27 protein-coding genes are annotated in these 25,494 nt (G+C 36.6%); 17 read left to right on the top strand and 10 right to left on the bottom strand.

What is annotated here, in order from left to right:
• The first annotated feature begins 366 nt into the window (after positions 1 to 366).
• Both C7Y70_RS17850 and C7Y70_RS17845 read left to right on the top strand, forming a co-directional pair.
• Positions 367 to 2,061 (top strand): NAD-dependent malic enzyme, encoded by a 1,695-nt coding sequence (locus tag C7Y70_RS17850; protein ID WP_135476246.1) that lies wholly within the window; start codon positions 367 to 369, stop codon positions 2,059 to 2,061.
• Positions 2,062 to 2,173: 112 nt separating this feature from the next.
• Positions 2,174 to 2,884, top strand: coding sequence for an SIMPL domain-containing protein (locus tag C7Y70_RS17845; RefSeq protein WP_099293743.1), 711 nt, complete (start codon positions 2,174 to 2,176; stop codon positions 2,882 to 2,884).
• Between the two features lie 45 nt (positions 2,885 to 2,929).
• On the opposite strand, the gene C7Y70_RS17840 is transcribed toward C7Y70_RS17845, so the two are convergent.
• Positions 2,930 to 4,276 carry a DUF2254 domain-containing protein gene (locus tag C7Y70_RS17840; protein ID WP_099293745.1) on the bottom strand — a complete coding sequence of 449 codons (1,347 nt, stop codon included), beginning with the start codon at positions 4,274 to 4,276 and terminating at the stop codon, positions 2,930 to 2,932.
• A 113-nt stretch (positions 4,277 to 4,389) separates the two neighbouring features.
• Here C7Y70_RS17840 and C7Y70_RS17835 point away from each other — a divergent pair, with 113 nt between their 5' ends.
• From C7Y70_RS17835 to C7Y70_RS17785, 11 genes are all read left to right on the top strand, one after another.
• Positions 4,390 to 4,764, top strand: a complete 375-nt coding sequence (locus C7Y70_RS17835) for an MAPEG family protein (RefSeq protein ID WP_099293747.1) — start codon at positions 4,390 to 4,392, stop codon at positions 4,762 to 4,764.
• Between the two features lies 1 nt (position 4,765).
• A complete protein-coding gene (locus C7Y70_RS17830; RefSeq protein WP_135476244.1) occupies positions 4,766 to 5,665 on the top strand; it encodes a transporter substrate-binding domain-containing protein in 900 nt (299 codons plus the stop codon).
• 1 nt (position 5,666) lies between these two features.
• Positions 5,667 to 6,299, top strand: a complete 633-nt coding sequence (locus C7Y70_RS17825; protein ID WP_135476242.1) for a sulfotransferase — start codon at positions 5,667 to 5,669, stop codon at positions 6,297 to 6,299.
• 73 nt (positions 6,300 to 6,372) lie between these two features.
• Positions 6,373 to 6,945 carry a tRNA-(ms[2]io[6]A)-hydroxylase gene (locus C7Y70_RS17820; protein ID WP_135476240.1) on the top strand — a complete coding sequence of 191 codons (573 nt, stop codon included), beginning with the start codon at positions 6,373 to 6,375 and terminating at the stop codon, positions 6,943 to 6,945.
• A gap of 216 nt (positions 6,946 to 7,161) precedes the next feature.
• Complete coding sequence (locus C7Y70_RS17815; RefSeq protein WP_135476238.1) at positions 7,162 to 7,533, top strand: hypothetical protein; 372 nt, start codon at positions 7,162 to 7,164, stop codon at positions 7,531 to 7,533.
• Positions 7,534 to 7,657: 124 nt separating this feature from the next.
• Positions 7,658 to 8,620: an ATP-dependent 6-phosphofructokinase gene (locus C7Y70_RS17810; protein WP_135476236.1), complete on the top strand. Its 963-nt coding sequence runs from the start codon at positions 7,658 to 7,660 to the stop codon at positions 8,618 to 8,620.
• A 287-nt stretch (positions 8,621 to 8,907) separates the two neighbouring features.
• The gene (locus C7Y70_RS17805; RefSeq protein ID WP_099293759.1) at positions 8,908 to 9,297 is read left to right on the top strand and encodes a response regulator; all 390 of its coding nucleotides are present in this window, start codon (positions 8,908 to 8,910) and stop codon (positions 9,295 to 9,297) included.
• Positions 9,298 to 9,304: 7 nt separating this feature from the next.
• Positions 9,305 to 10,210, top strand: coding sequence for a MoxR family ATPase (locus C7Y70_RS17800; protein WP_135476234.1), 906 nt, complete (start codon positions 9,305 to 9,307; stop codon positions 10,208 to 10,210).
• A 243-nt stretch (positions 10,211 to 10,453) separates the two neighbouring features.
• Positions 10,454 to 11,227 carry a DUF58 domain-containing protein gene (locus tag C7Y70_RS17795; RefSeq protein ID WP_167850846.1) on the top strand — a complete coding sequence of 258 codons (774 nt, stop codon included), beginning with the start codon at positions 10,454 to 10,456 and terminating at the stop codon, positions 11,225 to 11,227.
• On the top strand, positions 11,211 to 13,202 hold the full coding sequence (locus tag C7Y70_RS17790) for a DUF3488 and transglutaminase-like domain-containing protein (RefSeq protein ID WP_135476231.1): 1,992 nt from the start codon (positions 11,211 to 11,213) through the stop codon (positions 13,200 to 13,202). The genes C7Y70_RS17795 and C7Y70_RS17790 overlap by 17 nt, the downstream gene beginning before the upstream one ends.
• Positions 13,199 to 14,518, top strand: coding sequence for a Na+/H+ antiporter NhaC family protein (locus C7Y70_RS17785; RefSeq protein WP_099293766.1), 1,320 nt, complete (start codon positions 13,199 to 13,201; stop codon positions 14,516 to 14,518). Before C7Y70_RS17790 ends, C7Y70_RS17785 begins: the two co-directional genes overlap by 4 nt.
• Positions 14,519 to 14,669: 151 nt before the next feature.
• Here the strand turns inward: C7Y70_RS17785 and C7Y70_RS17780 are convergent, their stop codons facing one another.
• From C7Y70_RS17780 to C7Y70_RS17770, 3 genes are read right to left on the bottom strand one after another with little or no spacing between them, the layout of a single operon-like run.
• A complete protein-coding gene (locus C7Y70_RS17780) occupies positions 14,670 to 15,101 on the bottom strand; it encodes an acyl-CoA thioesterase (protein ID WP_135476229.1) in 432 nt (143 codons plus the stop codon).
• A 5-nt stretch (positions 15,102 to 15,106) separates the two neighbouring features.
• Positions 15,107 to 15,922: a M23 family metallopeptidase gene (locus C7Y70_RS17775; protein ID WP_135476227.1), complete on the bottom strand. Its 816-nt coding sequence runs from the start codon at positions 15,920 to 15,922 to the stop codon at positions 15,107 to 15,109.
• Positions 15,915 to 16,772 (bottom strand): 6-carboxytetrahydropterin synthase, encoded by an 858-nt coding sequence (locus C7Y70_RS17770; protein WP_135476225.1) that lies wholly within the window; start codon positions 16,770 to 16,772, stop codon positions 15,915 to 15,917. The genes C7Y70_RS17775 and C7Y70_RS17770 overlap by 8 nt, the downstream gene beginning before the upstream one ends.
• A 205-nt stretch (positions 16,773 to 16,977) precedes the next feature.
• On the opposite strand from C7Y70_RS17770, the gene fabA reads away from it, so the two are divergent.
• Entirely contained in the window at positions 16,978 to 17,493 is a 516-nt protein-coding gene (gene fabA / locus C7Y70_RS17765) for a bifunctional 3-hydroxydecanoyl-ACP dehydratase/trans-2-decenoyl-ACP isomerase (RefSeq protein ID WP_099293783.1), read from the top strand.
• 69 nt (positions 17,494 to 17,562) lie between these two features.
• Here fabA and rmf read toward each other — a convergent pair whose 3' ends face one another.
• Positions 17,563 to 17,733, bottom strand: a complete 171-nt coding sequence (rmf, locus tag C7Y70_RS17760; RefSeq protein ID WP_058558798.1) for a ribosome modulation factor — start codon at positions 17,731 to 17,733, stop codon at positions 17,563 to 17,565.
• A 419-nt stretch (positions 17,734 to 18,152) separates the two neighbouring features.
• Here rmf and C7Y70_RS17755 point away from each other — a divergent pair, with 419 nt between their 5' ends.
• Together C7Y70_RS17755 and C7Y70_RS17750 are read left to right on the top strand one after the other, a co-directional pair.
• Positions 18,153 to 18,788: a TetR/AcrR family transcriptional regulator gene (locus C7Y70_RS17755; RefSeq protein ID WP_135476223.1), complete on the top strand. Its 636-nt coding sequence runs from the start codon at positions 18,153 to 18,155 to the stop codon at positions 18,786 to 18,788.
• Positions 18,789 to 18,835: 47 nt separating this feature from the next.
• Entirely contained in the window at positions 18,836 to 19,831 is a 996-nt protein-coding gene (locus C7Y70_RS17750; protein WP_135476221.1) for an MDR family oxidoreductase, read from the top strand.
• Between the two features lie 56 nt (positions 19,832 to 19,887).
• On the opposite strand, the gene C7Y70_RS17745 is transcribed toward C7Y70_RS17750, so the two are convergent.
• Positions 19,888 to 20,454: a hypothetical protein gene (locus tag C7Y70_RS17745; RefSeq protein WP_135476219.1), complete on the bottom strand. Its 567-nt coding sequence runs from the start codon at positions 20,452 to 20,454 to the stop codon at positions 19,888 to 19,890.
• Between the two features lie 177 nt (positions 20,455 to 20,631).
• Between C7Y70_RS17745 and C7Y70_RS17740 the strand changes: the two genes are divergently transcribed.
• Positions 20,632 to 21,048, top strand: a complete 417-nt coding sequence (locus C7Y70_RS17740; RefSeq protein WP_099293799.1) for a VF530 family DNA-binding protein — start codon at positions 20,632 to 20,634, stop codon at positions 21,046 to 21,048.
• A 181-nt stretch (positions 21,049 to 21,229) separates the two neighbouring features.
• On the opposite strand, the gene C7Y70_RS17735 is transcribed toward C7Y70_RS17740, so the two are convergent.
• From C7Y70_RS17735 to C7Y70_RS17720, 4 genes are all read right to left on the bottom strand, one after another.
• Complete coding sequence (locus C7Y70_RS17735) at positions 21,230 to 21,661, bottom strand: DUF3859 domain-containing protein (RefSeq protein ID WP_180270379.1); 432 nt, start codon at positions 21,659 to 21,661, stop codon at positions 21,230 to 21,232.
• A 53-nt stretch (positions 21,662 to 21,714) separates the two neighbouring features.
• Positions 21,715 to 23,547 carry a serine/threonine protein kinase gene (locus tag C7Y70_RS17730; protein ID WP_135476274.1) on the bottom strand — a complete coding sequence of 611 codons (1,833 nt, stop codon included), beginning with the start codon at positions 23,545 to 23,547 and terminating at the stop codon, positions 21,715 to 21,717.
• A gap of 152 nt (positions 23,548 to 23,699) precedes the next feature.
• A complete protein-coding gene (locus C7Y70_RS17725; RefSeq protein WP_135476217.1) occupies positions 23,700 to 24,554 on the bottom strand; it encodes an HDOD domain-containing protein in 855 nt (284 codons plus the stop codon).
• A 175-nt stretch (positions 24,555 to 24,729) separates the two neighbouring features.
• Complete coding sequence (locus C7Y70_RS17720) at positions 24,730 to 25,491, bottom strand: SDR family oxidoreductase (RefSeq protein ID WP_135476215.1); 762 nt, start codon at positions 25,489 to 25,491, stop codon at positions 24,730 to 24,732.
• Positions 25,492 to 25,494 lie beyond the last annotated feature (3 nt).

The raw sequence follows: 25,494 nt of genomic DNA, 5'->3' as shown, positions 1-25,494 counted from the left end.
CGTCGTTGGAGTTAAAAGTGATTTAGGCAAGGCATTGATTGCAAATAATGGTTGTTCCCTTGTTAAAATCAATAACGCAGTATAAATCGCTTTTAAACCAACCCTTGGGGCGCTTCACAGGAACTTACTCTCATCGTTGTTACTTATTAAAAGGGAATGCCATTCTTGCAAAGTAACGCCTTGATATTAAGCCCCTGTGAAACGCTGAATTCTGCATCTTGAGGTGGTTTGGGTATATAGAGCGCGATGTTTCATTGCGCTTTTTCTCATTGTGAATGGTCTGACAAGGTTGAATCTCATTGCTTTTTTTTATTCATGCCTAATAATGACAGATCAAATTTAAAAGACATCGCTAAGCTTGGAATTATGACTACAAATACCGATCCAAATTATCTTTATATCCATCACTCAGGCCCAGGCTTGATCGAAACTCCTCTATTAAATAAAGGTAGTGCATTTTCTCAAAAAGAACGGGAAAGTTTTAACCTAGCTGGTTTGTTGCCGCCGCGCTATGAAACTATTGAAGAACAAGTTGAGCGTTGTTATCAACAGTATTCGAGTTTTACTGATAATCTAAACAAGCATATTTATTTACGTGCAATACAAGATAATAACGAAACCTTGTATTACCGCTTAGTGCGAGATCATCTTGAAGAGATGTTGCCAATTATTTATACCCCAACGGTAGGTGATGCCTGTGAAAAGTTCTCAGATATCTATCGAAGTGCACGTGGTTTATTCATATCATATGAAGACCGCTATCAAATAGACGATATTCTTCGTAATGCGACTAAAGGTAAAGTGAAGGTTATTGTTGTTACCGATGGTGAACGTATTTTAGGCCTTGGCGACCAAGGTATTGGTGGTATGGGTATTCCGATTGGTAAATTGTCTCTTTACACTGCATGTGGTGGGATAAGCCCCGCATATACATTACCAGTAATGCTAGATGTAGGCACCAATAACGAAAAACTATTAAATGATCCAATGTACATGGGTGCACGCCATAAACGTATTGCTCAAGATGAATATGATGAATTCTTAGATCTATTTATTAAAGCGGTTAAACGCCGTTGGCCAAATGTGCTTTTACAATTTGAAGACTTTGCACAACCTAATGCGATGCCTTTACTTAAACGCTATCGCAATGAGATTTGCAGCTTTAATGATGATATACAAGGCACCGCGTCTATTACTGTAGGGTCTTTACTTGCAGCATGTCGTGTTAAAGGTGAAAAATTATCAGAGCAAAAAGTGGTGTTCGTTGGTGCAGGCTCTGCAGGATGTGGTATCGCTGAACAAATCATTAGCCAAATGGTTTCTGAGGGGATTACGGATACTCAAGCAAGAAGCCAAATTTTTATGGTAGACCGTTTTGGCTTACTAACCCAAGGAATGCAAGGACTCCGTGACTTCCAACAAGCCTTGGCTCAACAAACCGATGATTTAGCACAATGGACTTACAGCGGTGAATTTGCATCATTATTAGATGTTATGCACTGTGCTCAACCTGATATTTTAATAGGTGTGTCTGGTCAGCCAGGTTTATTTACCGAACAGGTTGTTCGTGCGATGCATAGCAATTGTTCACAGCCGATTATCTTTCCGTTAAGTAATCCGTCTAAACAAGTAGAGGCATTACCAGAGGACGTAATTAAATGGACTGATGGTAAAGCACTTGTGGCGACAGGTAGTCCATTCTCGCCGGTTGTCTATAACGGTGAGACGTTCCCAATCCCACAGTGTAATAACAGTTATATTTTCCCAGGCATTGGTTTAGGTGTTATTGCTGCAAAGGCGACCAGAATTACTGATGCAATGCTGATGGTTTCAAGTGAAATATTAGCAGAATCTTCACCACGAGCGAATACCGGTGAAGGCAGCTTATTACCTGCGTTAACTGAAATTGAAACTTTAAGTAAACGTATTGCATTTGGGGTAGCAAAAAAGGCAATTGAAGAAGGTGTTGCACTTGAGATAAGTGATGACATGTTATGGGCAGCAATTGATAAAAATTATTGGTTACCTAAATACCGTAATTATAAACGTGTAAGTAACTAAATTTGTGTGTATTGATTATTAAAACAGACTTCGGTCTGTTTTTTTTGCTTGTTCATTTTCAATTAACCGCGTACGTTATCTAATAGATGGAATTTAATTATTAAGGAATGTTATGCGTTATTTATTACCTTTACTTGCTGCAGCTACTTTTAATGTGTTTGCTGATAGTACCCCAAGCGCGCCACATATTTATATTCAGGGCCAAGCAGAAATTACCACGGCAGCTGACACTGTATTGCTAAATGTCGGTATTGTAGAAATCGATAAAGACTTAATAGCCGCAAAAAATAAAGCAGATAAAACGATGGCAAAAGCAATTAAGCTTGCTAAAAATGCTGGCGCTTTAGATAAAGATATCAATGCAGGGCAGATAAATATATACCGTGAAACCAAGTATAATCGGCAAACAAATGCTCAAGAATTTGTTGGTTTTAGAGTATCGCGTAACATAACAATTAAGCTCGATTCAATTGATAAATACCCAACGCTGTTACAAAGCTTAGTTAACGAAGGTATAAACCAAATTAACAACACGCAATTTGTATCAAGTAAATATAATGAACTACACCAGCAAGCACAAAAGTTAGCAATAGAAGATGCCCGCCAAGCAGCTAAAGAGTTTGCTAGTGATTATGGTGTAGATATAAAGGGATTGTACAGTGCCTCAATGAGTCCGATGGATACCAGTGTACAGCCTTACGCAAGAGCAAAGATGGCTATGCTAGCAGATAGTGAATCTGGACGCGTAGTCCCTGACTCATATCATGCGGGAGAAATTACAATTTCTGCATCTAGTTACGCAATTTATTTAATAGAAAATTAAACGATACGCCACGGCAAGAAATACGTATCTCACCGTGGCTAAGTTTTAGCCCTTATCAGTAAATCTTTTTAATAGAATTTCACCCTTATTTGGTGAAATTCTTTGTATTGATTTGAGCATATTTATTACTTCATTTCTATCATATTGGTTTGACGTTTGTTCGTTTATGTCGTCAACTATTGCCGCTAAATAATTAAATAAATTAACTGTGGCCTGTTCATTTTCATGTGTTGTAAACAAAATATTTTTGAATGCTTCAAGTATGTTCGTCATAACATAGGCATCTGATTTTGCATAGTTACGCAGCGGCGTAAAATTATCATGAAGTAATTCTTCAAACGATGTTTCATGAAGATAAAGAAGCGGATATTTATTTGCGTGTTTGAATGAGTAGTTTATATCGCTGATTTTCAACCTTTCAATCAATAAAATGCTCAACATATCAATAGCTTTTACTGCTGTGCCAGGATCGTTTATACCTGGGCTCATCGCTTTTACTGCAATCTCAGATATTTGGGTCAAACCATAGCGGTAGTGATCGCTAATGTATTCTTCGATATAAAAAATAAAGCAGTTTAGAAGCTTTTCAACTAACTCAGGTTTGTCTGATAAATCGGTATCACACTTCAAGAAAGGGTAGCCTTTAACAGTGAAATAGCCTTGATTAACAACAACATAAATTTTAAGTTTTTCTTGAGCGAGGATTTCACATAGTCTTTGTGAGTTAACCCCTTTAAAATAACCCTCTGTTGCACTTTCGATCGAGTGCCATGATTCAAACTCAGGAAATTCTTGAATTGGATGCGACTTCTGGCGATCAATAACACCTGTGATCTCTTTTTTAGTGTGTTTAAACAAATCATTCAGAACATTATCAACTTGAATAGCCTTTGAAATTGAATGAATAAAGTAAACAAAAAGACCCAAGGAAATTAAGCCGAAAATGAGTGAAATAAGGACACCTAGAGAGGGTATCGCAACATAATTTTCCATCTGCTTAATATTAATTAGCATAATAATTGCGTAAATAATGCTACCTAGGTAAAAGCCAAGTACCAGTTGATGTGATTTTTTAGTAATAAGACCGGGTATAACACGCGGCGATAAATTCGCACTAGCAGTATTTAACACGACCATTACCATTGAAAAGCTAAACACCGTTAAAGAGATAACACTGCCTGCAAGTGTGCTTAGAATAGTTCTCGCATTTTCTTCACTATCAACTAACAGTACGTTTATCTGTTCTTTTAACTGTGAGATGGGTGACGTGTATTCAATTGATACTGTTATAGTCGCTAAAATCAGAAAACTAACTGATAAAACAGATGGGTAAAAGCCTATACTATTAATCATTTCTCTATATGTGTTGGCAATTTTACGTGGTGTGAACATACTTTTCCTTTTGACCTGTTTTATCAACAAGGTAACATAAAAAACTAGTTTGTTGCTGGCTATTTAAAAAGTGATCTTGTGCTATCATAGAAAAAAATACTTGGAATTAAATTGTGATAATCTCTTTTTACGCAGCTGTCTTAGCAGTCATGTATATTCACCTTAGTATGAACGTTGTCAAAGTCCGAAAAGCGAATAAAATCTCTTTAGGAACAGATAACAATGAATCATTGATAAGGGCAACTCGTGCCCATGGAAATTTTATTGAGTATGTACCTTTTGCGCTTATTTTAATATTTTTAGCTGAATTTCAAGGGTTGAGTAGTCATTACTGCCATGCTTTGGGTGGATTATTGGTTTTTGGACGTATTTGTCACAGCATTGCGTTAAACGATGGCACCTTCAAACTACGTGTAATAGGTATGATATCGACATTTGCTGTACTAGCGCTATCTGCATTTTTCTTGCTGCTAAATCGGTTCTTTTAATATGAAATCCTGGTCTTTTTGTATTGCTATAGCTCTGCTTTGGGGCCCGGTAGACGTCTACGGTACAGAGTCGATCGCAGAAAAGTCATCTCGGTTAGACGTGTATTACCCAAAACCTGAACGAGATTATGAAAAAGAGAGTTGGTACCCATTAGTCCTATTAAAATTTGCTCTTGAACACAGTGGATACGAACACACATTACAAGAATCGGTTAACATGGTACAAAGTCGCTCTTTAAAAGAGTTGGTTGAAGGGCAATTAGTTAATGTTGCTTGGTCTATGACAAGTATTGAGCGAGAAAGCGACTTACTGCCAGTTAGAATACCCATATATAAAGGGTTATATGGGCTGCGTTTATTATTAACAACAAAAGATAAGCTCATAAAATTTGCAAATATTAGTGACGTAGCTGAACTCTCTGAACTTGATTTTATCCAAGGTCATGATTGGCCTGATACTACCGTTTTGACGGACAATGGTTTTGAAGTATCAACTTCAACAAGTTACGAGGCTTTGTTTAGCATGTTACATAAAGGGCGAGGGGATGCATTTCCACGCTCAATTTTAGAAACTGGATGGGAGCTAAAACAGCTTGAGGCTGATACTGATATAACAGTAGTTCCTAATATAGCAATAAAGTACCCTGCGGCAATCTATTATTTTGTTAACCCTAGTCGCCCAGACATCCACAAAGCTATTTCGATTGGATTAAAGCGAATGCATGAAAATGGTAAATTTGACGAGCTTTTTAATCGTTATTTTACCGAAGCCATTATCAATGCAAATCTTGGTCAAAAAACAATTATTCCACTAACAAATAGTCATATGTCAGCGTTAACGCCACTTGATAACAGTAAATTGTGGTTTGACCCTAATTCAATAAAAACCCCCATCCAATAATATGAATCGTAACCGTATTTTCATAATAGGCCTACCTAGAACGGGCACCACCAGTGTATGCAATGCATTTTTAGAACTGGGCTACAAAACTGCCCATACAGCTTATACAAAACAATGTTTTAAGAGTGCTGAAGTTATAGCTGATACACCAGTTTTTAATGATTTTGAAGTTTTAGATAAAAGGTTCCCACATTCAAAGTTCATTTATTTAGAGCGAGAAATTGAGTTGTGGATCCCGTCAATACGTCAATTATTACAAAGAATGTTTAATAATCTAACCCGACTCGATGGTGGGTTCAACCCTCATATAAAACGTTGTTATTTATATACTTTTAATAACTTAACTATTGATAACATTGCATCCGATGCATATTTAGAACAGCAGTATTCTTTACATTTTAAAAAAGCTAAACGTTACTTTGAGCATAGACCAGCAGATTTTCTATCAATTGATATTAGTAAAAACACGAGTTTTGAACGCTTATGTATGTTTTTAGACTGTGAGTTTCCAGAAGGTTTAAGTAACTTTGAAAAGATGAACATTGGCGGCAAAGTAACTGCTTGGAATAATATTAAACACCCACTTAAAGTTGCTTCTACTGCAAATGGAAAAATAGATAAGGTTATATATTAACTTTTCGCTGTTACAAGATTTTATCGCTTGATTACGGTAAAATTGCGTCATTGAATTTAAAGTAAGTTAAACAATGTTTGAATTAAAATACCACACTCCGTTTTCATGGACTGAGGCTGTACTAGCTGATTTTGATACCTTTTTACAAGACCATGCTGCCGCTGAAAAAAAAGCATCAGGCATGGCTATGTCTATGTTATCGCATTACCCAGATCGCCGTAAACTTGTTAAAGCGATGACAGATTTGGCCCTGGAAGAAATGATACATTTTAAACAGGTGCTTAAGTTGCTAATTGATCGCGACGTTAATTTAGGTAATGACCAAAAAGATCCGTACGTTAAGCAAATTCGTGCTGTTTTTAGAAACGGACGTGACGAGTTCTTAATGGATAGACTACTTGTTGGCGCAGTAATAGAGGCTAGGGGACATGAGCGTTTCTCTCTTGTGGCACAAGCATTACCTGCCGGTAAAGAAAAAGAATTCTATGTTGCAATTGCTAAATCAGAAGAAAAACACAAAAATTTATTTGTTGAGTTGGCATATGAATATTTTGACAAGACGCAGGTAGACCTTCGTTTAGAAGAAATTCTCATCGCCGAAGCTGATATATGTAAAAAGATTCCATTCACGGCTGCACTTCATTAAAAATCGCCTCTATAAGTTATGTTAAATAGGCTGTTAAATCATTTCAACAGCCTAATAGACTTAATTAATACTCATTAATTAAGTCGTGCATTGACCTAAATTGTCCTAATAAAGGTCACATTCATTTAAAACACTTATACTCATTAAAGTGCTTGAGCAAAGCATGAGTTTTTGAAAATTTAATGACTACTTAAGTAATGGGATAAGGAGATGACCATGAAATTAATGACGGCTTTAACAACTGTGTCTTTGATTGGAATAGGGGTTTTGAGTAGCTTTATCTATTCAGAATATAAAGTACTTCAAACGAATAAGAATATGGGTGAAATATCCAGCAGCATCTATCAATCTATAATTTGGCAAATGGATGCATACAACAACCCCAGATTTAACAATCAGACAAAAACATTTTTTGATGATCAAGTCATAAATATGCGTGAGTATGAAAAGCTCAAGTCACTGGCTCAAGAACAGTCGACTCCGATGTTATATATCAGTTTATCTAGCGAAGATCTTTGGCATACAAAGGAGCAATTTAATGAAAGGTTGGAGAGCAAAGAACATAATGACTTGTTAGCAATAAATTAAGTTAGATTGTTGTCTTTATCTGATGATAGTTTTATCGAGATCAATTGTAGCATTGATTTTTTACATTCAATGTTAAATCTCATCTAAAATAAATGATACTCACTTTAACAGCGTGGATCATTTTATGATAAATCACATCGGTATTTTAACCTCTGGCGGCGATGCGCCAGGTATGAACGCTGCTTTATACGGTGTAGTTAAAACTGCTCAGCACTATAATATAAAAGTTAGCGGTATCAAAAAAGGTTATGAAGGGTTGATCAGTAATGATTTAATCTCTCTGGATATTCAAACTTTACAGTCTTCAATGCATTTAGGTGGCACAATTTTAAGAACCGCTCGCTGTGATGTTTTTAAAACGGAGCAAGGACGTGCTTGTGCAATAAATACTATCAATAAAAATAAAATAGATGCACTGATTATTATCGGCGGCGATGGAAGTTTTAAAGGTGCTTTGTGGTTAGCTCAAAAGAGTAATATCCAATTAATCGGCATTCCAGGCACAATTGATAATGATTTAGCGGGTACAGATTTTACCTTGGGGTTTGATACAGCTGTAAATACATCAATGCAGTGTATTGATAAAATACGTGATACAGCAGAATCACATAATCGCGTTTTTGTTATTGAAGTTATGGGCAGAGATTCAGGATACATTGCCGCATATTCTGGTTTAACATCTGGCGCAGATTCAATTTTAATTCCTGAAAGCCGAAATGATATTGAAAGCCTTTTAAATAACCTCGATGATTTTCACAGTGATCATGCATTAATTGTTGTTGTTGCTGAAGGAGATGAGGTAGGAACACAAGAAGTGTGTGAGAAAATTAAATCAGTAAACCCAAATATTGATTTACGATTAACAAAACTAGGTCATCTTCAACGTGGCGGAAACCCAACAGCGAGTGACCGAATGCTTGCAATCGGACTTGGCAGTTTTAGTGTTCACGCATTACTTGAAAACAAAACGGGTATGATGGTCGGTATAATTAACAATAGATATTGTTTAACGAAGTTTGCAGGCGTTATTAAAAAACATGAAATAAGCGAAGAGGTTAATAAACTTTTAGCAATATTTTGCAGGTAGCTGATTTATTCATATTTTTACTTTGTACAATAGGTGCGATTAATCGCTATGGTTATTAATTTATCTTATTTAACATAATATAAATTATAGGTTATTATAAATAGCCACACAACAAACCTGCTTTATACCTGTGATCAATCTCCTTATGTCCAATACTAGACGGTATCGGACATTATAATGATTTATTTCAAATAGTTGGTTTTATTACGGTATCTTTCTTGAGCTTCATTATCGCTTAGCATAGTATTAAAACTACAATTTAAGCTGTATCACAAGAAGTAAACAACATGGAATTTGTGCGCCCACTCGAACCTATTTTGATTATTGATGATGTTCAAGATATTCGTGACTACTTAAATCAAATCTTAACTGAGTTAGGCTTTGAAGATATTTTGGAAAGCCGTGATTTTGAATCTGCAAAATCATTAATCAAAGAAAAATCCCCTAATGTCATTTTTCTCGATATAGAGTTACCGGATACCGATGGTACTGAAATTCTCGAATTTTTAAATGATAATTACCCACACACCCATGTTGTAATGTGCTCCGGACATAATAGTTTAGAGAATGTACAAAATACTTGGGAGCTCGGCGCTAAAGGTTTTATTGCTAAGCCATTCAACGCAAAAAAAGTTGATACTGTAATGAAACGATTAGAAATAGTCGAACATTTTTAAGGTTACTATGCATTCTACAGTCACAGAAATAATTGATGATTTATCACAGGTAATTTTTGGTAAAAAAACACAAATTAAACTCGCTTTAACATGCTTATTTAGTCAAGGACACTTATTGATTGAAGATTTACCTGGGATGGGAAAAACTACATTATCTCATGCACTTGCATCTGTTTTAGGGTTATCTTATCAGCGAGTTCAATTTACCAGTGATTTACTGCCATCAGATATTTTAGGCGCCAGTATTTTTAATTCAAATGAGCACACTTTCACATTTCATAAAGGACCGGTTTTTAGTCAAGTCGTGTTAGCAGATGAAATTAACCGTGCTGGGCCAAAAACACAAAGTGCATTGTTAGAGGCAATGGAAGAAAAACAAGTATCGATGGATGGTGATATATACCCCCTGCCAATACCATTTTTTGTCATTGCTACACAAAACCCTTTATATCAATCAGGCACTTACCCTTTACCAGAGTCACAATTAGATCGATTTATGATGCGGATAAGTTTAGGCTTTCCACCAAAAGAAGCAGAAAGAAAGCTTATTTTAGGTGTTAATAATCGTGATTATGAATCGCTTCCTAAACGCATGAACTCTTCTCAACTAATTGATATACAATCTGAAATTTTAAAATTGACTATTTCTGATCCTATCATTGATTACATTATTGAGCTGGTGTCTTATACTCGCCAAAGCGGCGTTTTTGCTAATCCGTTGTCACCTAGAGCCAGCATAGCATTGGGTAAAGCTGCACAAGCTTGGGCCTATATAGAAGGTAGAGACTTTGTCGCTCCCGATGATGTACAAACTGTTTTTAAAAGTGTGACTGCTCATCGATTAGGAATTGATGAACAAACAAGCGAATTACAAATAAAACAGTTATTAAACGCTGTTCCTGTGCCTTTGTAGAATATGCTATTTGCAAAGAGGTTAAAGGACAAACACAGTGGCTTTTTATTTGCTAACTTTAAAAAGGCACTATTTAGAAAACTGCTAAAAAATAAACATACCGGCAATACACTGACTCTAAAACATAATACGATTTATGTTTTACCTTCAAAAATGGGCTGTAGTTTTTTATTTGTCTGCGTTTTAAATTTTATATTAGGGATTAATTATCAAAACAACTTAATTTTGGCTATGGCTTATTTAATGTTAGTTGTTTTGATATTGGCTATATTAATTGGTTACTCCAATGTGAAGGGTGTAACTGTAAAGTTTAAATCAAAAAATAATGACTACTCCCCTATTTCACCACGCTTAGTTTTTGATATTTCAACAGAAAAATTATGTCAGTCACTCCAATTTATTTATCAAAAAAAATTATTGCATAACCTAGATAACATAAAACACAAGACAGACATAACAGTTTCATTACCTTACGAAAGCAGAGGACGTTATCCGTTAGAAAGAATAAAATTACTGAGTCAGTACCCGTTTGGTTTGGTTTCTGTTTGGAGTTACATGCAAATCGAAGAAACCGTTTTTGTATATCCTAAGCAAATTAATCCGCATAAAAATAATAACTTGATGGTTGATGGTAATAACACTGATGGCGATTTAAAACGTGGCAATGGAATTGATGAATTTGATAGTTTGGTTGATCATCAACATGGTATGGGTTTACAAAGAGTATCGTGGAAACATTATGCAAAAACACAGCAGCTTATGGTAAAAGATTTTGTTAATTATGCTTCTACACCAATGATATACGACTATTCTCAATTACAAGGTAATGCCGAAGCAAGACTAAGTCAATTAAGCTATTTGATCACCCAAGCTCATTTGCACGATCATGCTTTTGCACTTAAATTAAATAATCAGCTTTATTCCATGGCTAAAGGTCGTGAACACTTTACTGCATGTTTAATTGCATTGAGTCGTTTTAACTCGAGCACTGAGAGCCAAGATGCAAAAACATCATAATGAAAAATCAATAAATATTAGCTTATCAATAATTTATGGCATAGTTGTATTATTTTTAATGTCTGAGCTGACTCCTGTTTTTTCAGCATTATTGGCCATTTTATGTGTTTGGAATTTTACAATCACTATAATGAATAAGCCAAAACCTAGCACATTATATGCAAATATTCTGGCCGGCTTTTCTCTTGTGTTGTTACTTTACGAAATTGGATTTGGTGATACAGTGACTTTGTTTGTTGCCATGCTTATTTTGTCTAGTTTGTTTAAGTTGCTGCAAGCCAAAACCAAAAAAAATTATCAAACTATTGTTTTACTGAGTTTTTTTAGTTTATCAACAGTCTATCTATTTTCGCAGTCGATCATGGCGACATTATCTGTGAGCGCTTTGTATGTATTTAATTTTGCCGCGCTAGCACTTATTGAAAGTAAACATAGTTTAAAAATTGCATCGAAGCAAAGTGGTAAAATGTTATTGCTCGCTTTACCGGTGGCTGTATTTTTATTGCTATTTTTACCAAAACTACCTGCCTTTTGGCAATTACCAGGGCCTAAGCTTGCTAAAACGGGCTTGTCAGAAAGCGTTAATCCTTTTGATATAGCAAAACTTTCTCGTTCAGACGAGCTTGTTTTTAGGGCTAAATTAAGTAAAAACAACCCACCTGCGCCACCGTACTACTGGCGAGCTATAATCCATGATAAATTTGATGGGCACACCTGGTTAGTATCGGACTTTTTGAAGAGCCAACAACGTATTAAAAAGCCGGTAAGCAATACGGGCCAATTTAATTCACAATACACGATTATTGCTGAGCCCTCCTCACAGCCTTGGCTATATGGCATAGGGCAAGCATATTCACCAAATTCTGATGTTAAAAATACAGAGCAAGGTTTGCTTATACGCAAGCGCTACTTAAGTAACAATATAAATTACGACGTAAAAAGTTCGCCCTTAAATGCTCCTCAATTAGATAGAATTAACCATTATCAAAACTTAACGCTTGCAAACTCTGAACAATATAATGTGCAATCTCAGCAGTTAGCGTTGTCTTTATATGAAAAAAATAACAGCGATAGCGCATTTGTAACCGCCTTAACAGAACACTTTTTAAATAAGGGTTTTGCCTACACCCTTACTCCAGAACCTATGACAGGCAATAATACTATTGATGAATTTATGTTTAATAATAAACGAGGTTTTTGTGGCCACTATGCCAGTGCAGCGGCGTTTATGTTTAGAACTGTAGGTATTCCTGCCAGAGTTGTATCCGGGTATTTGGGTGGAGAATTAAATAAGCAAGATGAGTATTTAAGTGTTTATCAGTATGATGCTCATGCATGGGTTGAAGTGTATATAAAGGATAAAGGTTGGCAAATTTTTGATGCAACCGCCGTTGTTTCACCTGAACGTTTGAATGGTTCACTTTCACAGATGCAATCACTTAATAATGAGTTTACAAATAACTTAGATTTTAGTTTATTGAGGTTCAATCAAATACCTGGCTTTAATTGGTTACGTTTAAACTTAGAAAACCTAGATTACAAATGGACCAATTGGGTGCTTGGTTTCGATCAACAAAAGCAAAGTTCATTTTTGAAACGCTTATTTGGTAACAGCCAGCTATGGAAAATTTCTTTATTTGTTATTTTATCTATCGTCATTATTTTTATTAGTTATTTTGTTTATTTAAATTGGCCTAAAAAAACAAAAATAGATGAGCATTTGCTAGTAAAGCATTATAAAGAGATTCAGTTATGGTGCGCTAAAAATGGGTTTGATCACACGGCTAGTCAAACTCCACTGCACTATCTCAATTTAGCGAGTGAGCATTTTGCTGAGAAAGGCTCACTTTTCCTGCAGTTTGCTCAGTTATACAGCGATGTACGATATAAAGGTGATGAATTCACGCAGCAACGTAAAAAACACAGCTATGATCTGGTAAAATCAATTAAAACAAAAGCTAAGAGATCTTTATGAACGCAGTTGTAATCGGTGTTTTATTAATGCTTGGGCTAACGCTGGCCCGTGTAAATGTTATTGTTGCTATGACACTTAGCGCATTGGTTGCTGGATTAAGTGCAGGACTTGGCTTAACAGAAACATTGAATGCATTTAATGCGGGTTTATCCGGCGGCGCAGAGATTGCCCTTAGTTATGCCATGCTGGGAGCATTTGCTGTTGCGATTTCAAAGTCTGGCCTCACCAGAATCCTTGCTGCAAAACTATTATCGCAAGTGAACACTTCAAATAAAGGCGAAAGTGCGCTTAGCTACTTTATATTATCAATAATATTAATATGTGCTATATCTTCACAAAACCTTATCCCGGTGCATATTGCTTTTATACCAATTTTGATCCCACCATTATTAATTGTGTTTAATAAGCTGCGATTAGACCGCCGAGCCATAGCGTGTATTTTAACGTTTGGTCTTGCAACATCTTATATGGTGCTACCCTATGGGTTTGGCGGAATTTATTTGTATTCAATATTACATAAAAATTTAGTTGAAAATGGGCTAGAAATTATAAATACGCAAGTCCCCATGGCAATGATAATACCTGCAATTGGCATGTTTATCGGGCTTTTGATTGCGGTATTTATTAGCTACAGAAAACGCCGCACTTATAAAACAAATGATTTAGAAGAGCAGACAATCGACGTCACTGTGCAGCAACCCAAAAAGGTTTTGCTTGTTGGAATAACTGCCGTAATAACATCTTTAATCGCTCAGAATGTAAGTGGCTCGATGATATTGGGGGGCCTTGTTGGTGTGATGATTTTTAGCTTATTTGGCATTGTTAAATGGGAGCAAAATAACGACGTATTTAGTAAAGGGGTTGCTATGATGGCAATGATTGGCTTTATTATGATCGCAGCTCAAGGTTTTGCCTCTGTAATGAAAGCCACAGGTGATGTTGCGTCCTTAGTGCAAAGTGCCGCTGGGGTTATAGAAGGTAATCAACCTTTGGCAGCAGCATTAATTTTATTGGTCGGCTTAATGATAACTATGGGAATTGGTAGTTCTTTTTCAACCGTGCCAATAATAGCCACCCTTTTTGTCCCATTGTGTTTGGAGTTAAACTTTTCTGTTATGGCAACGGCTGCTCTTGTTGGTACTGCAGGTGCTTTAGGCGATGCAGGCTCCCCTGCTTCAGATTCTACATTAGGCCCAACCTCAGGTTTAAATGCAGACGGCCAACACGACCATATTTGGGACTCGGTTGTGCCTACCTTTATACACTTTAACCTCCCTTTGCTTGCATTTGGTTGGATAGCAGCCATGGTGTTATAGCTAATTTAATAGAGCCTCTCTTTTATTTGCTTACCCTTTTTTAGTTAATAAACTTAATGCTACGTTTATTATTATTTTAATTAAAGTATGATGTGTTCTTTTAATTATCTAAAAATAGCACTTACTATGAGTGCTATTTATTAGTTTACAATTAAAAACCGTAAATCATTTTATCGCAAACTACCGGTGTTGGCCTGTGATTGTCATCAACAGCAACAAAGGTAAAGCTACCAGTGATGGCAGAATGTTTGTCATCTTTGTGCATTGTTTCAAGAAAAATTTCTACATCAACACGTAAACTAGTATTACCAACATGCACTACTTTAGAGATAAGCTCTGCAAACGTGCCTGCAGGAATTGCCTCTTTAAAATCAACTCTATCAGAGGAAATAGTCACTAAGGGTTTACGGCAAAAGCGTGTTGCTGCAATAAAGGCAACTTCATCCATCCAAGCTAAAGCATCACCACCAAACAATGTATTGTGGTGATTTGTGCGACCTGGAAAAACGGTTTTTGTCACAGAGGTAGTTGATTCTACTATTCGTTGTGCAATGATTTCATCGCGATTAACTTCTGTTGTCATGTTCTCTACTTTTTCTTCGCTAAGGTGTCTATCATCATAAGTGCGGGATCTAAGCGCTCGCCCTTCCAGTTAAATCGCCAATCTAAATGTGGGCCAGTTACGCGTCCAGTAGCACCTATTTCAGCAATTTTGTCGCCACGTTTTATCTTATCGCCTACTTTTACATCTAACTTACTTAAATGAATATAGGTTGAGGTGACGCTGTGTCCGTGATCTAGAATGAGTGTTCCACCAGAATAATATAAATTATTATCTGCAAAAACGACCGTTCCACCAACGGGTGCATACACAGGGCTACCCGTTTTATTGGCAATGTCTAGACCAAAGTGAGGACGACGCGGCTCACCATTAAAATAACGTTGACTGCCATATACACCTGAAATACGCCCTTGGGCTGGTTTATAAACAGGGTCTAGAAAATACGTTAAGTTTGAATCAACTTTACGGGCGTTTCTAACAGCAACCGCTTCACGACTGATACGCTCACTGACTTCTTTAGGTGGAGATACATATTTTTTAGCAACACCGGTGATTTTATCAATATCGTAGTCGCGTTTAGTTATAAGCAATGATTGCTTATGTGTTTTACCAGCTTTGTCTACCCACGTTAATTCATGATTTAGCTTAGAATCACGACCAAAGCCGAAAACGAACGTTCCATCAGCAGTTGTTTTTAACTTTTCACCATTGAAAATGACTGATTGTACGCCATCAAGCTTACCTGTGACTAAACCACCTTGAGTGAGGTTACCTTTGAGTTCAACGCTGTGCACAAAAACGCTCAATGACGTTAGTGCAAAGGCAAAAATCATCTTATGCATAACAAATTGACCCCTTAGCTACCCCTTCATAAGCCGTCACCTTAACGTTAGACTCACCATACTCAGCCTTAATCTGCTGTGCTAAATAAGCCGCAATACATTCAACTGTGGTATCTACTGGTAAAATGTCACAACGGTCATTACTTATTGCCATTTCAAAATAACCTTGCGCTGCGCTATACGCAAAACAAAGGTCTGACTCTTTCGCTTGGACATGTTTTAATTGTGACGAGTCAATTTGATCCTCAGCGGTGGCTAAGTATATATCTTGCCATTTGTCTGCCCATTGCTTTTGAATACTTGGCATTGCCATCCCATCTAAAGAGACGCCTAGCTGAGAACGATGGCCATGTATAATACGCTGACAATTACCATCATGCTTTTTAAGTCCATGACTGTAATGATAATAAAAGCTTTTACTATGTTCAGGTTTTAATTCGATTTCAATTTTATCAATATTACTTGGTAACTGTGGCATGATGGTGGCAATTAAAAAATCTATTACTGCTTGCTCATCAATTACGGGAGAATCAATTAAACAATATGCCTGATTAGGTGCACTCATCGCTAAATGATGTTCATCACCAAATGTACAATCAAGCGTTTTGTAATCTCCATGAGATACAACCTCACCATTTATTTGTGAAGGTAATGCTAATTTATGATCTATACATTCATCAATAATGCCTTTGATTTGTTTTTTAACAAGACCAAAATCAAGAACCATAGACTCTTTATTAAGCTTGCCATGAAGCGTTAAATCAACAATCCAGCTTTCGCCAACTGCGCCTCGTTTATTACACAAGTAAGAAAAATCAATTACAGTAAGTGCGTTAACAAAAAGGATCATAAACTTCCTTTAATATGGTTAAAAAATCAAAGTGATTATAATGATTTTTACTCGTAATTGCGCGTTCTAATCGCACAATTAGCATGTTCTTTACCTAACCGGTGATATTTCATGCAGAAATATTATTTTTTTAACTGCTCAGAGTTGTTTGGCGTACAAGTGTACGCTAAAGTACTCTGCAATTTCTAAGCGACGAAAAAGTGTTATGGAACCTAAAAATAGCTATACAAAAGAAGAATTGATCCTATGTGGTCAAGGTGAAATGTTCGGTGAAGGCAATTGCCGTTTACCAAGTGACAACATGTTAATGATGGATCGTATCATCTCAATCACTGATGACGGTGGCGAACATGGTAAAGGTCAAATCGTTGCAGAACTCGATATTGACCCAAGCCTTTGGTTTTTCGATTGTCACTTCAAGGGTGACCCCGTTATGCCTGGCTGCCTTGGCTTAGATGCAATGTGGCAGCTTGTCGGTTTTTTCCTTGGTTGGTCTGGTGGTCCAGGTTTAGGCCGTGCACTAGGTGTAGGTGAAGTGAAATTCACAGGACAAATTCTGCCAACAGCTAAAAAAGTAACATACCGTTTAGATATGAAGCGTGTAATCAAGCGCAAATTATTTATGGGAATGGCTGATGGAACGGTTGAAGTTGATGGCCGAGTTATATATGAAGCAAAAGATTTAAAAGTAGGCTTATTCCAAGATACAAGTGCATTCTAATTTTATTAGACTGTAACAACAGAAACGCCCTCAATTGAGGGCGTTTTTGCTTAAAATTCGTTTATAAAATTATGTTTTGTACATGTTACGATTTTCTATCGCTTCACGCCAACCACCCAACCACTCTGATTTAGGGTCAACTTGTTGATAAGGGCAAATATCTTTTGAACGTCCTGCCAAACCTGCTTTAAAACCTTGAGAATGAGCTCTTTCTAACCGATCTCTTTTCTGTCTCTTCATAGGTAAATCCTCACCTTTTATATTTATAAATGTGTAGTGTTTATGACATCTACAAGTAATGAATAGTTAATAAAACTGTTAAATTCAAATCATAAAAGCAATTAAATAAATTGACTTTAACTAAGCTGCTGATGTGATAATGAATTAACATTAAAAAAAGCAAAGTGGTCAAACCACTAAAATACATTCAATATTTATATAAAAAAATTACGACTATCTAATCGCTAACATGCAGACTCCTGCATTAAATACGACTACCTTTATCGAACTAAAGTTCATCACTAAATTGTATTTATGACAAATTTATTGCAATCAATAAATATCCACACTTTTATATTTTTATTAAGCGGAAATAAAAAAATGCTCAAATGTCGTACAAAACACTTGTATTTTTAAATACGATCGGTCTAATATAAACAATGCAAATAAATGAGCAAAATCCACCAAGACGTGGTCGTCCACCCAAGGTCGTTCGAAGTAATGCAGATACCAAAGCACTACTTATAACGACAGGGCTCGAAACATTAACCGAATTTGGCTTTAGTGCCACAGGTATAGACACTATTTTAAAAAAAGTAGGCGTGCCTAAAGGCTCTTTTTATCACTACTTTAAAAGTAAGGATGATTTTGGCTTAACAGTAATTGACGCATACAATGATTATTTTGTTGCCAAATTAAAACGATACTTAAAGCAAGATGACGTCCCTCATTTAGAAAGGTTAATAAATTTTACTCAGAGTGCCGCAGCAGGAATGCAAAAGTATAACTTTAGTCGAGGTTGTTTAATTGGTAATTTAAACCAAGAGCTCAATCATTTATCTGAAGAATTTAAAACTAAGCTATTACATAGCTATCAACAGTGGCAACTACAAGTGCAGCAGTGTATTGAAGGTGCACAAGAGTACAAGTTAGTCAGTAAGCATATTGATGCAGCTCAAATGAGCGAATTTTTTTGGGTTGGCTGGGAAGGCGCAGTTATGCGCGCTAAACTGGTTAAAAATACGCAGCCATTAATGCTTTACACAGAAATGTTTTTACGTGCGCTCCTTAGGTAGCGCTTTTATTTATCAATTAAAAGACGATCGGTCTAAAAGGATTAGTAATGGAAAATTTATTCAACGCTATTGTTATCAATAAATCAGATGAGATTCCCTACTCTGCTAAGTTCGACTCTATAGAAACTAACTCGTTACCTGATAACGATGTAAGCATCAATGTATTATACAGTACGCTTAATTATAAAGATGGCCTTGCGATAACAGGCAAAGGCCCTGTAGTGCGTAGTTTCCCAATGGTACCGGGGATCGATCTAGTAGGCGAAGTATCCAGCTGTAAAACAGATGATTTTCAACCTGGCGACACCGTAATTTTAAATGGCTTTGGTGTAGGTGAAAGACATTGGGGCGGACTTGCACAAAAAGCCTGTTTAAGTGCTGATTGGTTAATTCCCAAGCCAGCGGGCTTAACAGCAAAACAAACGATGCAAATAGGCACTGCAGGCTATACAGCAATGCTTAGTGTTATTGCACTTGAAAAACAAAATATCACACCCGAATCAGGTGATATTTTGGTTACAGGTGCTAATGGCGGTGTTGGCAGCTTTGCTATTTATTTACTCAATAAACTAGGTTTTAATGTTGTTGCAGTAACCGGTCGCCCAGAGCAATCAGACTATTTAACAAACCTTGGCGCTAAGCAAATCATTCATAGGGACGAGTTTTCAAGCCCGGGAAAACCGTTGGCTAAAGAGCGCTTTGCAGCTGCAATAGATTCTGTGGGTAGTCATACCCTCGCCAATATTTGCGCATCTTTAAAATACGGCGGTGTTGTAACTGCCTGTGGTCTAGCTCAAGGTATGGATTTACCAGCTTCGGTTGCCCCTTTTATTCTGCGCGGAGTTTCGCTGATAGGCATTGACAGTGTAATGCGTCCTAAAGCTGACCGAATAGAAGCATGGAATAGACTTAGCTCTTTAGTTAGCGCAGAACACCTAGACACCATAAGCAGTGAAATAGGCTTAAATGAAGTGATTAAATCTGCAGATGAGCTAATGGCAGGTAAAGTAAGAGGACGTGTTGTGGTCAATTGCCAAAATTAACTTATAGTAGAAATAATAGCCGTGATTTAATTTCACGGCTATATGTTATAGTTTTATTATGCACCTAAGGCCGCAAGTTTATCTTTTAATTCATCTTTAGTTATTAAGTTCATTTCGTGCTGCTTTTTAACTTTACGAATTTCATCAAAGTTATCAAGTTTCATACGGGCTTTTGCTAATTTTTCAGCCATTTCATCTTCAGAAATAACGTCTAGCTTTAGTGCTTTTTCAAGTTTCTCTTTTTCTTGATCATACTCTTTCTGAAAAAGTGATTTTTCCTGAATGATAATTTGATCTTTCAATTTTTTTTCTATTTCGATAGCTTGATCTTCAAGTTCGATTTTCTTTTCAAGTAAAGGCTCAACTCTATTCAATGATTCTTGCAATACTGTCTCAACATTCTGACCTTGGTTTTGAATGAGGTTTTCAACATATTTTTTACCAATGTCTTGATAACCTATGCTTAGCTGGCCTTCAATCGAGGTAATCTCAGAGCGTATTGCAGAGAGTTTAGAATTTTCTTTTAAAGAAGTACTCATATCCGAGCTAAGTTTAGATGTTGAGTCACTTATGTTTGAACCAATTGAGGTGGCTTGTGTTTTAATCTTATTAAAAAGTCCCATATATACTATTCCTTAAATCTATCATCCAATGAACATGGCATCATGCCAATTTACGCCCGAGAATATTACCTATTACGCACACAAAAGTAAAATATCTCATTACGACGTAGAATGTACTATCAATAGATAAAGTAAAAAATTATAATTACAATATTAGAAATTGAAATGAGAGTGACCATGAGTAACGAAGAATTATTCGGTAATAACCCGTTGCAAGGCGTTAAACTTGAGCAGGTTGTATCTGAACTAGTTGATCAATACGGCTGGGAATTATTACACGCTTATTTGCAGCTGAATTGCTTTAAAAATAATCCAGACCTTAAGTCTGCGGTAAAATTTTTACGTAAGACTCAATGGGCGCAAGACAAAGTAGAAAACTTTTACCTTTACCGTTTAAAAAACTTACCTAAACCTGATGATGTTCAGTATCAGCTTCCACCTCGTGATCGTGTAATTCCAGAAGATCACAAACCAGGTGAACCGTGCGAACTAAGCTTTAGTGATGCTAAGCGAATACAGGCAAAAAAAGAAGCGAAAGACCGCGCTCGTACACGCAAACAACGCTCAAACGCAAGTAACCCTTGGGGTAACTAGCTAGGTGCTAACAAAATATTCCAATGATTAAGCTGGCACTGCCAGCTTAATCATCAAAGTTATATTAAATACTCACAATAAAGACTTGTTGAAAATCCACCAGCTATAGTTAGTTTTTTTGATAAGTGATACCGCAGCATACGCTTAACACTCTAATTTAATGCCAGTAACTTTTAGGTTTCTAGTATCCCCGCTTTTGCCAAAACTCAACTTCTGACATCGCCTCTTCTTCAAAAACCGAAAATGTTTTATCAGCAATAATTTTTGAGTTTAATTCAATGGTCATACGCCAATTACCTGTTTTATTGCTGATAGGCTGCCATAAAGTGTCACCAAGGTAAAAGTACCAATCATTATTATTGATGTAGTGCATTCCTTCAAATGGTGCCATCGGCACACCGTCATCATCTGGTATTTCTGGATGGTGTATACAAAAGTGCACTTTTTCACCCTTTGCTTTTTTTATATTGATAATATAGCCAAACTCAATATCAAGCTTTGCGGGAATTTTAGTCGTGAACGTTTGTATTTGTGGTAACTCTTTTGACGATGAATCCCAGTGAGTATAGATCCCAAAACTTTGCATTGATATTAATGGTTTATTTTTTGCCACTTATGATTGTCCTATGTCGGTTGTTAGGCTGTCTAGTTTTAATTAAAGGCAACTTAACAACTTTGAGCTTGAAAACGTTTTGGGTCTTTAGGGTAGAAAAAGTCAGTTTGTTTTTCACATAATGAAAATTCTCGGGTATTTTTATAAGGCAGTTTCATAAACCCGGCAACACCGACATCAGTAATACTGACTGCGTATTGCATCAGTTTATTGAGTAAACGTTTAAATTCAATTTCTTTACTGGCATCTAACAAACGATAGTAATGGTGAATTTTCATTCTATCAGGCAGAGCTTCAAAAATTATACAACCAGTATGATGAATTTGGTTAAGCTCAAAAACACACTTTATAACTTTCTTTGGTAACTGTAATTGTTCGTCAGGGTCTTTTCCGTCTTCAAAATACGAGTGGGGCCGAGTTACTTCAACATTTTTAATGTCCATCACCTCATAATCAAGTTCAGGTAGATGTTCAAACTTAAAAGCGCCTGTGCCATCTCGCTCTAATTGAATCGTTTTTCTAGCATCGAATAAGCAACATTTAAACAATCCTTTTTGCTTAATGCCTTGAGCAAGCATTACGGTATTATTAACCGCTTGAGTAAATGCAACTCCCAGTGCTTTATCATGCATGATTAGCGAAGATTCTATATATACAGATTCTTCCTTCCAATGAAAACTTAACCCCCCTACTACCGGGTATTTAGCTAATCGACTAATGGAAGCTAAAAATGCTTTTTCAGTGTCCCCGGTGTCAAATAGAAACTCTTTATAATATCTGTCAAGTTGGGCATCATTTATATCAAGTAATTGTTGTTTATGGTCAGCTTGACGCAAAAATTGTTTACGAGAACTATATACAACTGTATCTGGAGATTCATTATTTTTGCTAAACCAAAAGGGAATTGACGTTTTTGGCTCGCCATGAATATTAATATCTGGCAAAAAAGCGTTGGCAATTAAGGGCATATTTCTTATGAAGTAATCACCTGCTTTATCACGGCTAATTTTATCTTTTGACAGCATCCCATCAATTACCTTCGCCAACTCTTTAGGTAGGCCTAAAGAGCTTGCAGGTATAACTTGCGCGCCAAAACGACATGATTGTGCAGAGGCTAACGCATAAAGCGTTGAGGCAACTCCTTGTTCATCGAATCTCGGGGACGACTTCTCTCCAGACATTTGTTCGTCACCAATAAAGTACACATCTCCCATGCGTGCATTGGTAGTACTTAAATCCCCAGACATAAGATCCATAAAATTGCTTGTGATAGGATCGCCATAACTATCTACTTGCGCATACACTGAGCTCCCCCAATCAACCAGTGAAAGAGCATCTGTTTTTTCATCCCAAACAAGGTTAGATGGTTTGATATCTCCATGAACAATTGGCTGCGGGTTTATACCATTTTGCTGGCGCCTTAAGTCTATTAATACATTACGTAATTTTAAAGCTAGGCGGGTAATCGCAGCTGCATTAAAACGCCCTTTTTTTAGTGATACTTTTTCAAGGTCTTCACCTAAAGCACGGGACATCATTAAAATACCCTGCTTTTTTATGCGTTCAAAGCCATAAAATTTAGGGACGAGTGGATTATCAACTTGAGAAAGCATGTAAGCTTCATCTTCAAGTCTATCCCTTACACTCTGCGCTAATGTTATTCGTGAAAATTTAAAAACCCAAGGTTCTTGTTTATCATCAAGGCCCGCAAAAACAAACCCGAATGCACCTGAACCAATCATTTCAACATTCGTATAGCCAAGTGTTGTAAGCTTCTTTATGCATATTGTTAGCCATTGACGATGTTTTTTCGCGTCATGGTGCGACAGCAAATAGACGGATTGCTCTTCGTTAATATAAAAGTTTCTTATTTCTTTGGCTTTCACTACCGAGCTCATGAATGAAACGTAAGTAAGGGTGATTATTCTTTGATTTAGCATGGTTTTCAAGAAGGCATGTTAAAATAAAGAATTAGCAGAGTATTATTATTTAGATAAATAAGGATGAGAAAACTCAGTGAGGGGTAAGACATGCACCATTAAGATGAGTTTTCATTCAAGAAATCGATGACATCTTCTTGCAAATCAAGCTTGTCATCTTCGCTTAAATGCAGAATATCTAAAACGTTGCCTTCAATAATATGCCAGTCAGATAACGGGCTTCCACGTTTAACAATATTTACAATGTTTTCTGCCATTTTTAAAATGGCTAAACTTAATTGTTCTTCGGTGTCTGTAATATGTTCCAGCATTTTTACATCATGGTGAATTAAAATAATATCACAAATTTCTTTTGGTAAATGCCAGCTATTAGCAAAATAGTAACCTATAACAGCATGATTGGTTTTAAACATGCGTTCTTCAATTTCTACAATGGTTTCTTTATTGGTCCTATCAGCATGATGAAGCGCCTTAACATAATTATCGTATTTGATAGCCATGGGTGGAACACCGCAGTCATGAAAAAGCCCAAGCGTATATAGCGATTCTAGTGAAACCTGATTTTTAAACCGTTGCCCAATTATCATGTTTACATGAGCTATTTCTGTTGAAGTATCCCAAAAACGTTCAAGGCTAATGCAGCTATTATCGGTTGAAAACATTTGCTTCAACTTTAATCCTTGTACTAACGAATTCACTCCATCCCAGCCAAGAAACATAACAGCTTGTTTTATATCTGAAACAGTTCTAGATAGCCCATAAGCAGGAGAATTAATAATTTTTAATATGGCAGCGGATATGGCTAAATCTTTTACAATAATATCCGCAGCTTCAAATAAGGCAGGATCTTCTTTCGATGCAAGATCTTGCAAGTCACTTAAAATTTGTGGTTTAGGCGGGATGATAAAGTTTCTGTTTATATCTGATAACACTTGTTCTGTTATTACTATCATTAAGGTTGGATCCCTATATACAGACAACGTAATCTATACTTTTACAAGAGATTTAATAATAGAAGGTGTTTAATGGGTTAGCAATAAACTGAGTCGTTAAATATGTAGTTTTGAAGATAAAAATAAAAATGGGTGTCTTGAATATAACAAAACACCCATACTTTAATACATTGATTTAAAGGCGAATGCCCCCATCAATTTCAACAACTCGACCGGTAAAGAAGTCGTTCTCGATAATATATTGCGCTGTATGAGCAATTTCATCTGCTTCACCAAAGCGCCCAACGGGGGTCACAGCAAGCATACGTTGCTTAGCTTCTGGCTTCATGGCGTCGGTCATGTTAGTGCGAATCACGCCTGGGGCAATGGCGCCAACACGAATACCAAAGCGCCCTAGCTCTTTTGCCCACCCGGTTGTCATCGCGACAACACCCGCTTTTGATGCCGCGTAGTTTGTTTGTCCAATATTACCCGCACGGGCAACACTCGACATATTAATAATTACTCCACCTTTACCAGACTCGACCATGTGCGACGCTGCTTCTCGTCCAGCTAAAAAGACCCCTGTTAAATTTACATCAATAACTGATTTAAACTGGTCGAGGGCCATTTTGGCAACGACTTTACCTTCTTTGGCCTTTATGAACATACCATCGCGTAAAATACCGGCATTATTAATAAGTACACCAATATGACCGAAATCAGTATTTATCATATTAAAAGTCGTTTCTACTTCTTCTTCGTTAATGACGTTTGCAACATACCCTTTTACAGTCACGCCATAATCGGCTAATTGTTTAACTGCTGCATCTAAAACAGCTTGTTGCATATCTATAAGCGCTAAATTAGCACCTAACTGAGCAAGCTTATGCGCCATAGCAAAGCCTAAGCCTTGAGCACCGCCTGTAATAACAACCGTATTATTTTTAATTTCCACCGG

The organism is Pseudoalteromonas sp. KS88 (genome assembly GCF_004766475.1).
Classification (GTDB): domain Bacteria; phylum Pseudomonadota; class Gammaproteobacteria; order Enterobacterales; family Alteromonadaceae; genus Pseudoalteromonas.
Note: the sequence above shows the minus strand (reverse complement) of the source record. Positions and strands in the feature narration are given on the sequence as shown.

What these genes read in the sequence shown, in the direction of transcription:
- C7Y70_RS17850 (WP_135476246.1), top strand. Translation starts at nt 367, where the DNA reads ATGACTACAAATACCGATCCAAATTATCTTTATATCCATCACTCAGGC.
- C7Y70_RS17845 (WP_099293743.1), top strand. Translation starts at nt 2,174, where the DNA reads ATGCGTTATTTATTACCTTTACTTGCTGCAGCTACTTTTAATGTGTTT.
- C7Y70_RS17840 (WP_099293745.1), bottom strand. Translation starts at nt 4,276, where the DNA reads ATGTTCACACCACGTAAAATTGCCAACACATATAGAGAAATGATTAAT.
- C7Y70_RS17830 (WP_135476244.1), top strand. Translation starts at nt 4,766, where the DNA reads ATGAAATCCTGGTCTTTTTGTATTGCTATAGCTCTGCTTTGGGGCCCG.
- C7Y70_RS17825 (WP_135476242.1), top strand. Translation starts at nt 5,667, where the DNA reads ATGAATCGTAACCGTATTTTCATAATAGGCCTACCTAGAACGGGCACC.
- C7Y70_RS17820 (WP_135476240.1), top strand. Translation starts at nt 6,373, where the DNA reads ATGTTTGAATTAAAATACCACACTCCGTTTTCATGGACTGAGGCTGTA.
- C7Y70_RS17815 (WP_135476238.1), top strand. Translation starts at nt 7,162, where the DNA reads ATGAAATTAATGACGGCTTTAACAACTGTGTCTTTGATTGGAATAGGG.
- C7Y70_RS17810 (WP_135476236.1), top strand. Translation starts at nt 7,658, where the DNA reads ATGATAAATCACATCGGTATTTTAACCTCTGGCGGCGATGCGCCAGGT.
- C7Y70_RS17805 (WP_099293759.1), top strand. Translation starts at nt 8,908, where the DNA reads ATGGAATTTGTGCGCCCACTCGAACCTATTTTGATTATTGATGATGTT.
- C7Y70_RS17800 (WP_135476234.1), top strand. Translation starts at nt 9,305, where the DNA reads ATGCATTCTACAGTCACAGAAATAATTGATGATTTATCACAGGTAATT.
- C7Y70_RS17795 (WP_167850846.1), top strand. Translation starts at nt 10,454, where the DNA reads ATGTTAGTTGTTTTGATATTGGCTATATTAATTGGTTACTCCAATGTG.
- C7Y70_RS17790 (WP_135476231.1), top strand. Translation starts at nt 11,211, where the DNA reads ATGCAAAAACATCATAATGAAAAATCAATAAATATTAGCTTATCAATA.
- C7Y70_RS17785 (WP_099293766.1), top strand. Translation starts at nt 13,199, where the DNA reads ATGAACGCAGTTGTAATCGGTGTTTTATTAATGCTTGGGCTAACGCTG.
- C7Y70_RS17780 (WP_135476229.1), bottom strand. Translation starts at nt 15,101, where the DNA reads ATGACAACAGAAGTTAATCGCGATGAAATCATTGCACAACGAATAGTA.
- C7Y70_RS17775 (WP_135476227.1), bottom strand. Translation starts at nt 15,922, where the DNA reads ATGCATAAGATGATTTTTGCCTTTGCACTAACGTCATTGAGCGTTTTT.
- C7Y70_RS17770 (WP_135476225.1), bottom strand. Translation starts at nt 16,772, where the DNA reads ATGATCCTTTTTGTTAACGCACTTACTGTAATTGATTTTTCTTACTTG.
- fabA (WP_099293783.1), top strand. Translation starts at nt 16,978, where the DNA reads ATGGAACCTAAAAATAGCTATACAAAAGAAGAATTGATCCTATGTGGT.
- rmf (WP_058558798.1), bottom strand. Translation starts at nt 17,733, where the DNA reads ATGAAGAGACAGAAAAGAGATCGGTTAGAAAGAGCTCATTCTCAAGGT.
- C7Y70_RS17755 (WP_135476223.1), top strand. Translation starts at nt 18,153, where the DNA reads ATGCAAATAAATGAGCAAAATCCACCAAGACGTGGTCGTCCACCCAAG.
- C7Y70_RS17750 (WP_135476221.1), top strand. Translation starts at nt 18,836, where the DNA reads ATGGAAAATTTATTCAACGCTATTGTTATCAATAAATCAGATGAGATT.
- C7Y70_RS17745 (WP_135476219.1), bottom strand. Translation starts at nt 20,454, where the DNA reads ATGGGACTTTTTAATAAGATTAAAACACAAGCCACCTCAATTGGTTCA.
- C7Y70_RS17740 (WP_099293799.1), top strand. Translation starts at nt 20,632, where the DNA reads ATGAGTAACGAAGAATTATTCGGTAATAACCCGTTGCAAGGCGTTAAA.
- C7Y70_RS17725 (WP_135476217.1), bottom strand. Translation starts at nt 24,554, where the DNA reads ATGATAGTAATAACAGAACAAGTGTTATCAGATATAAACAGAAACTTT.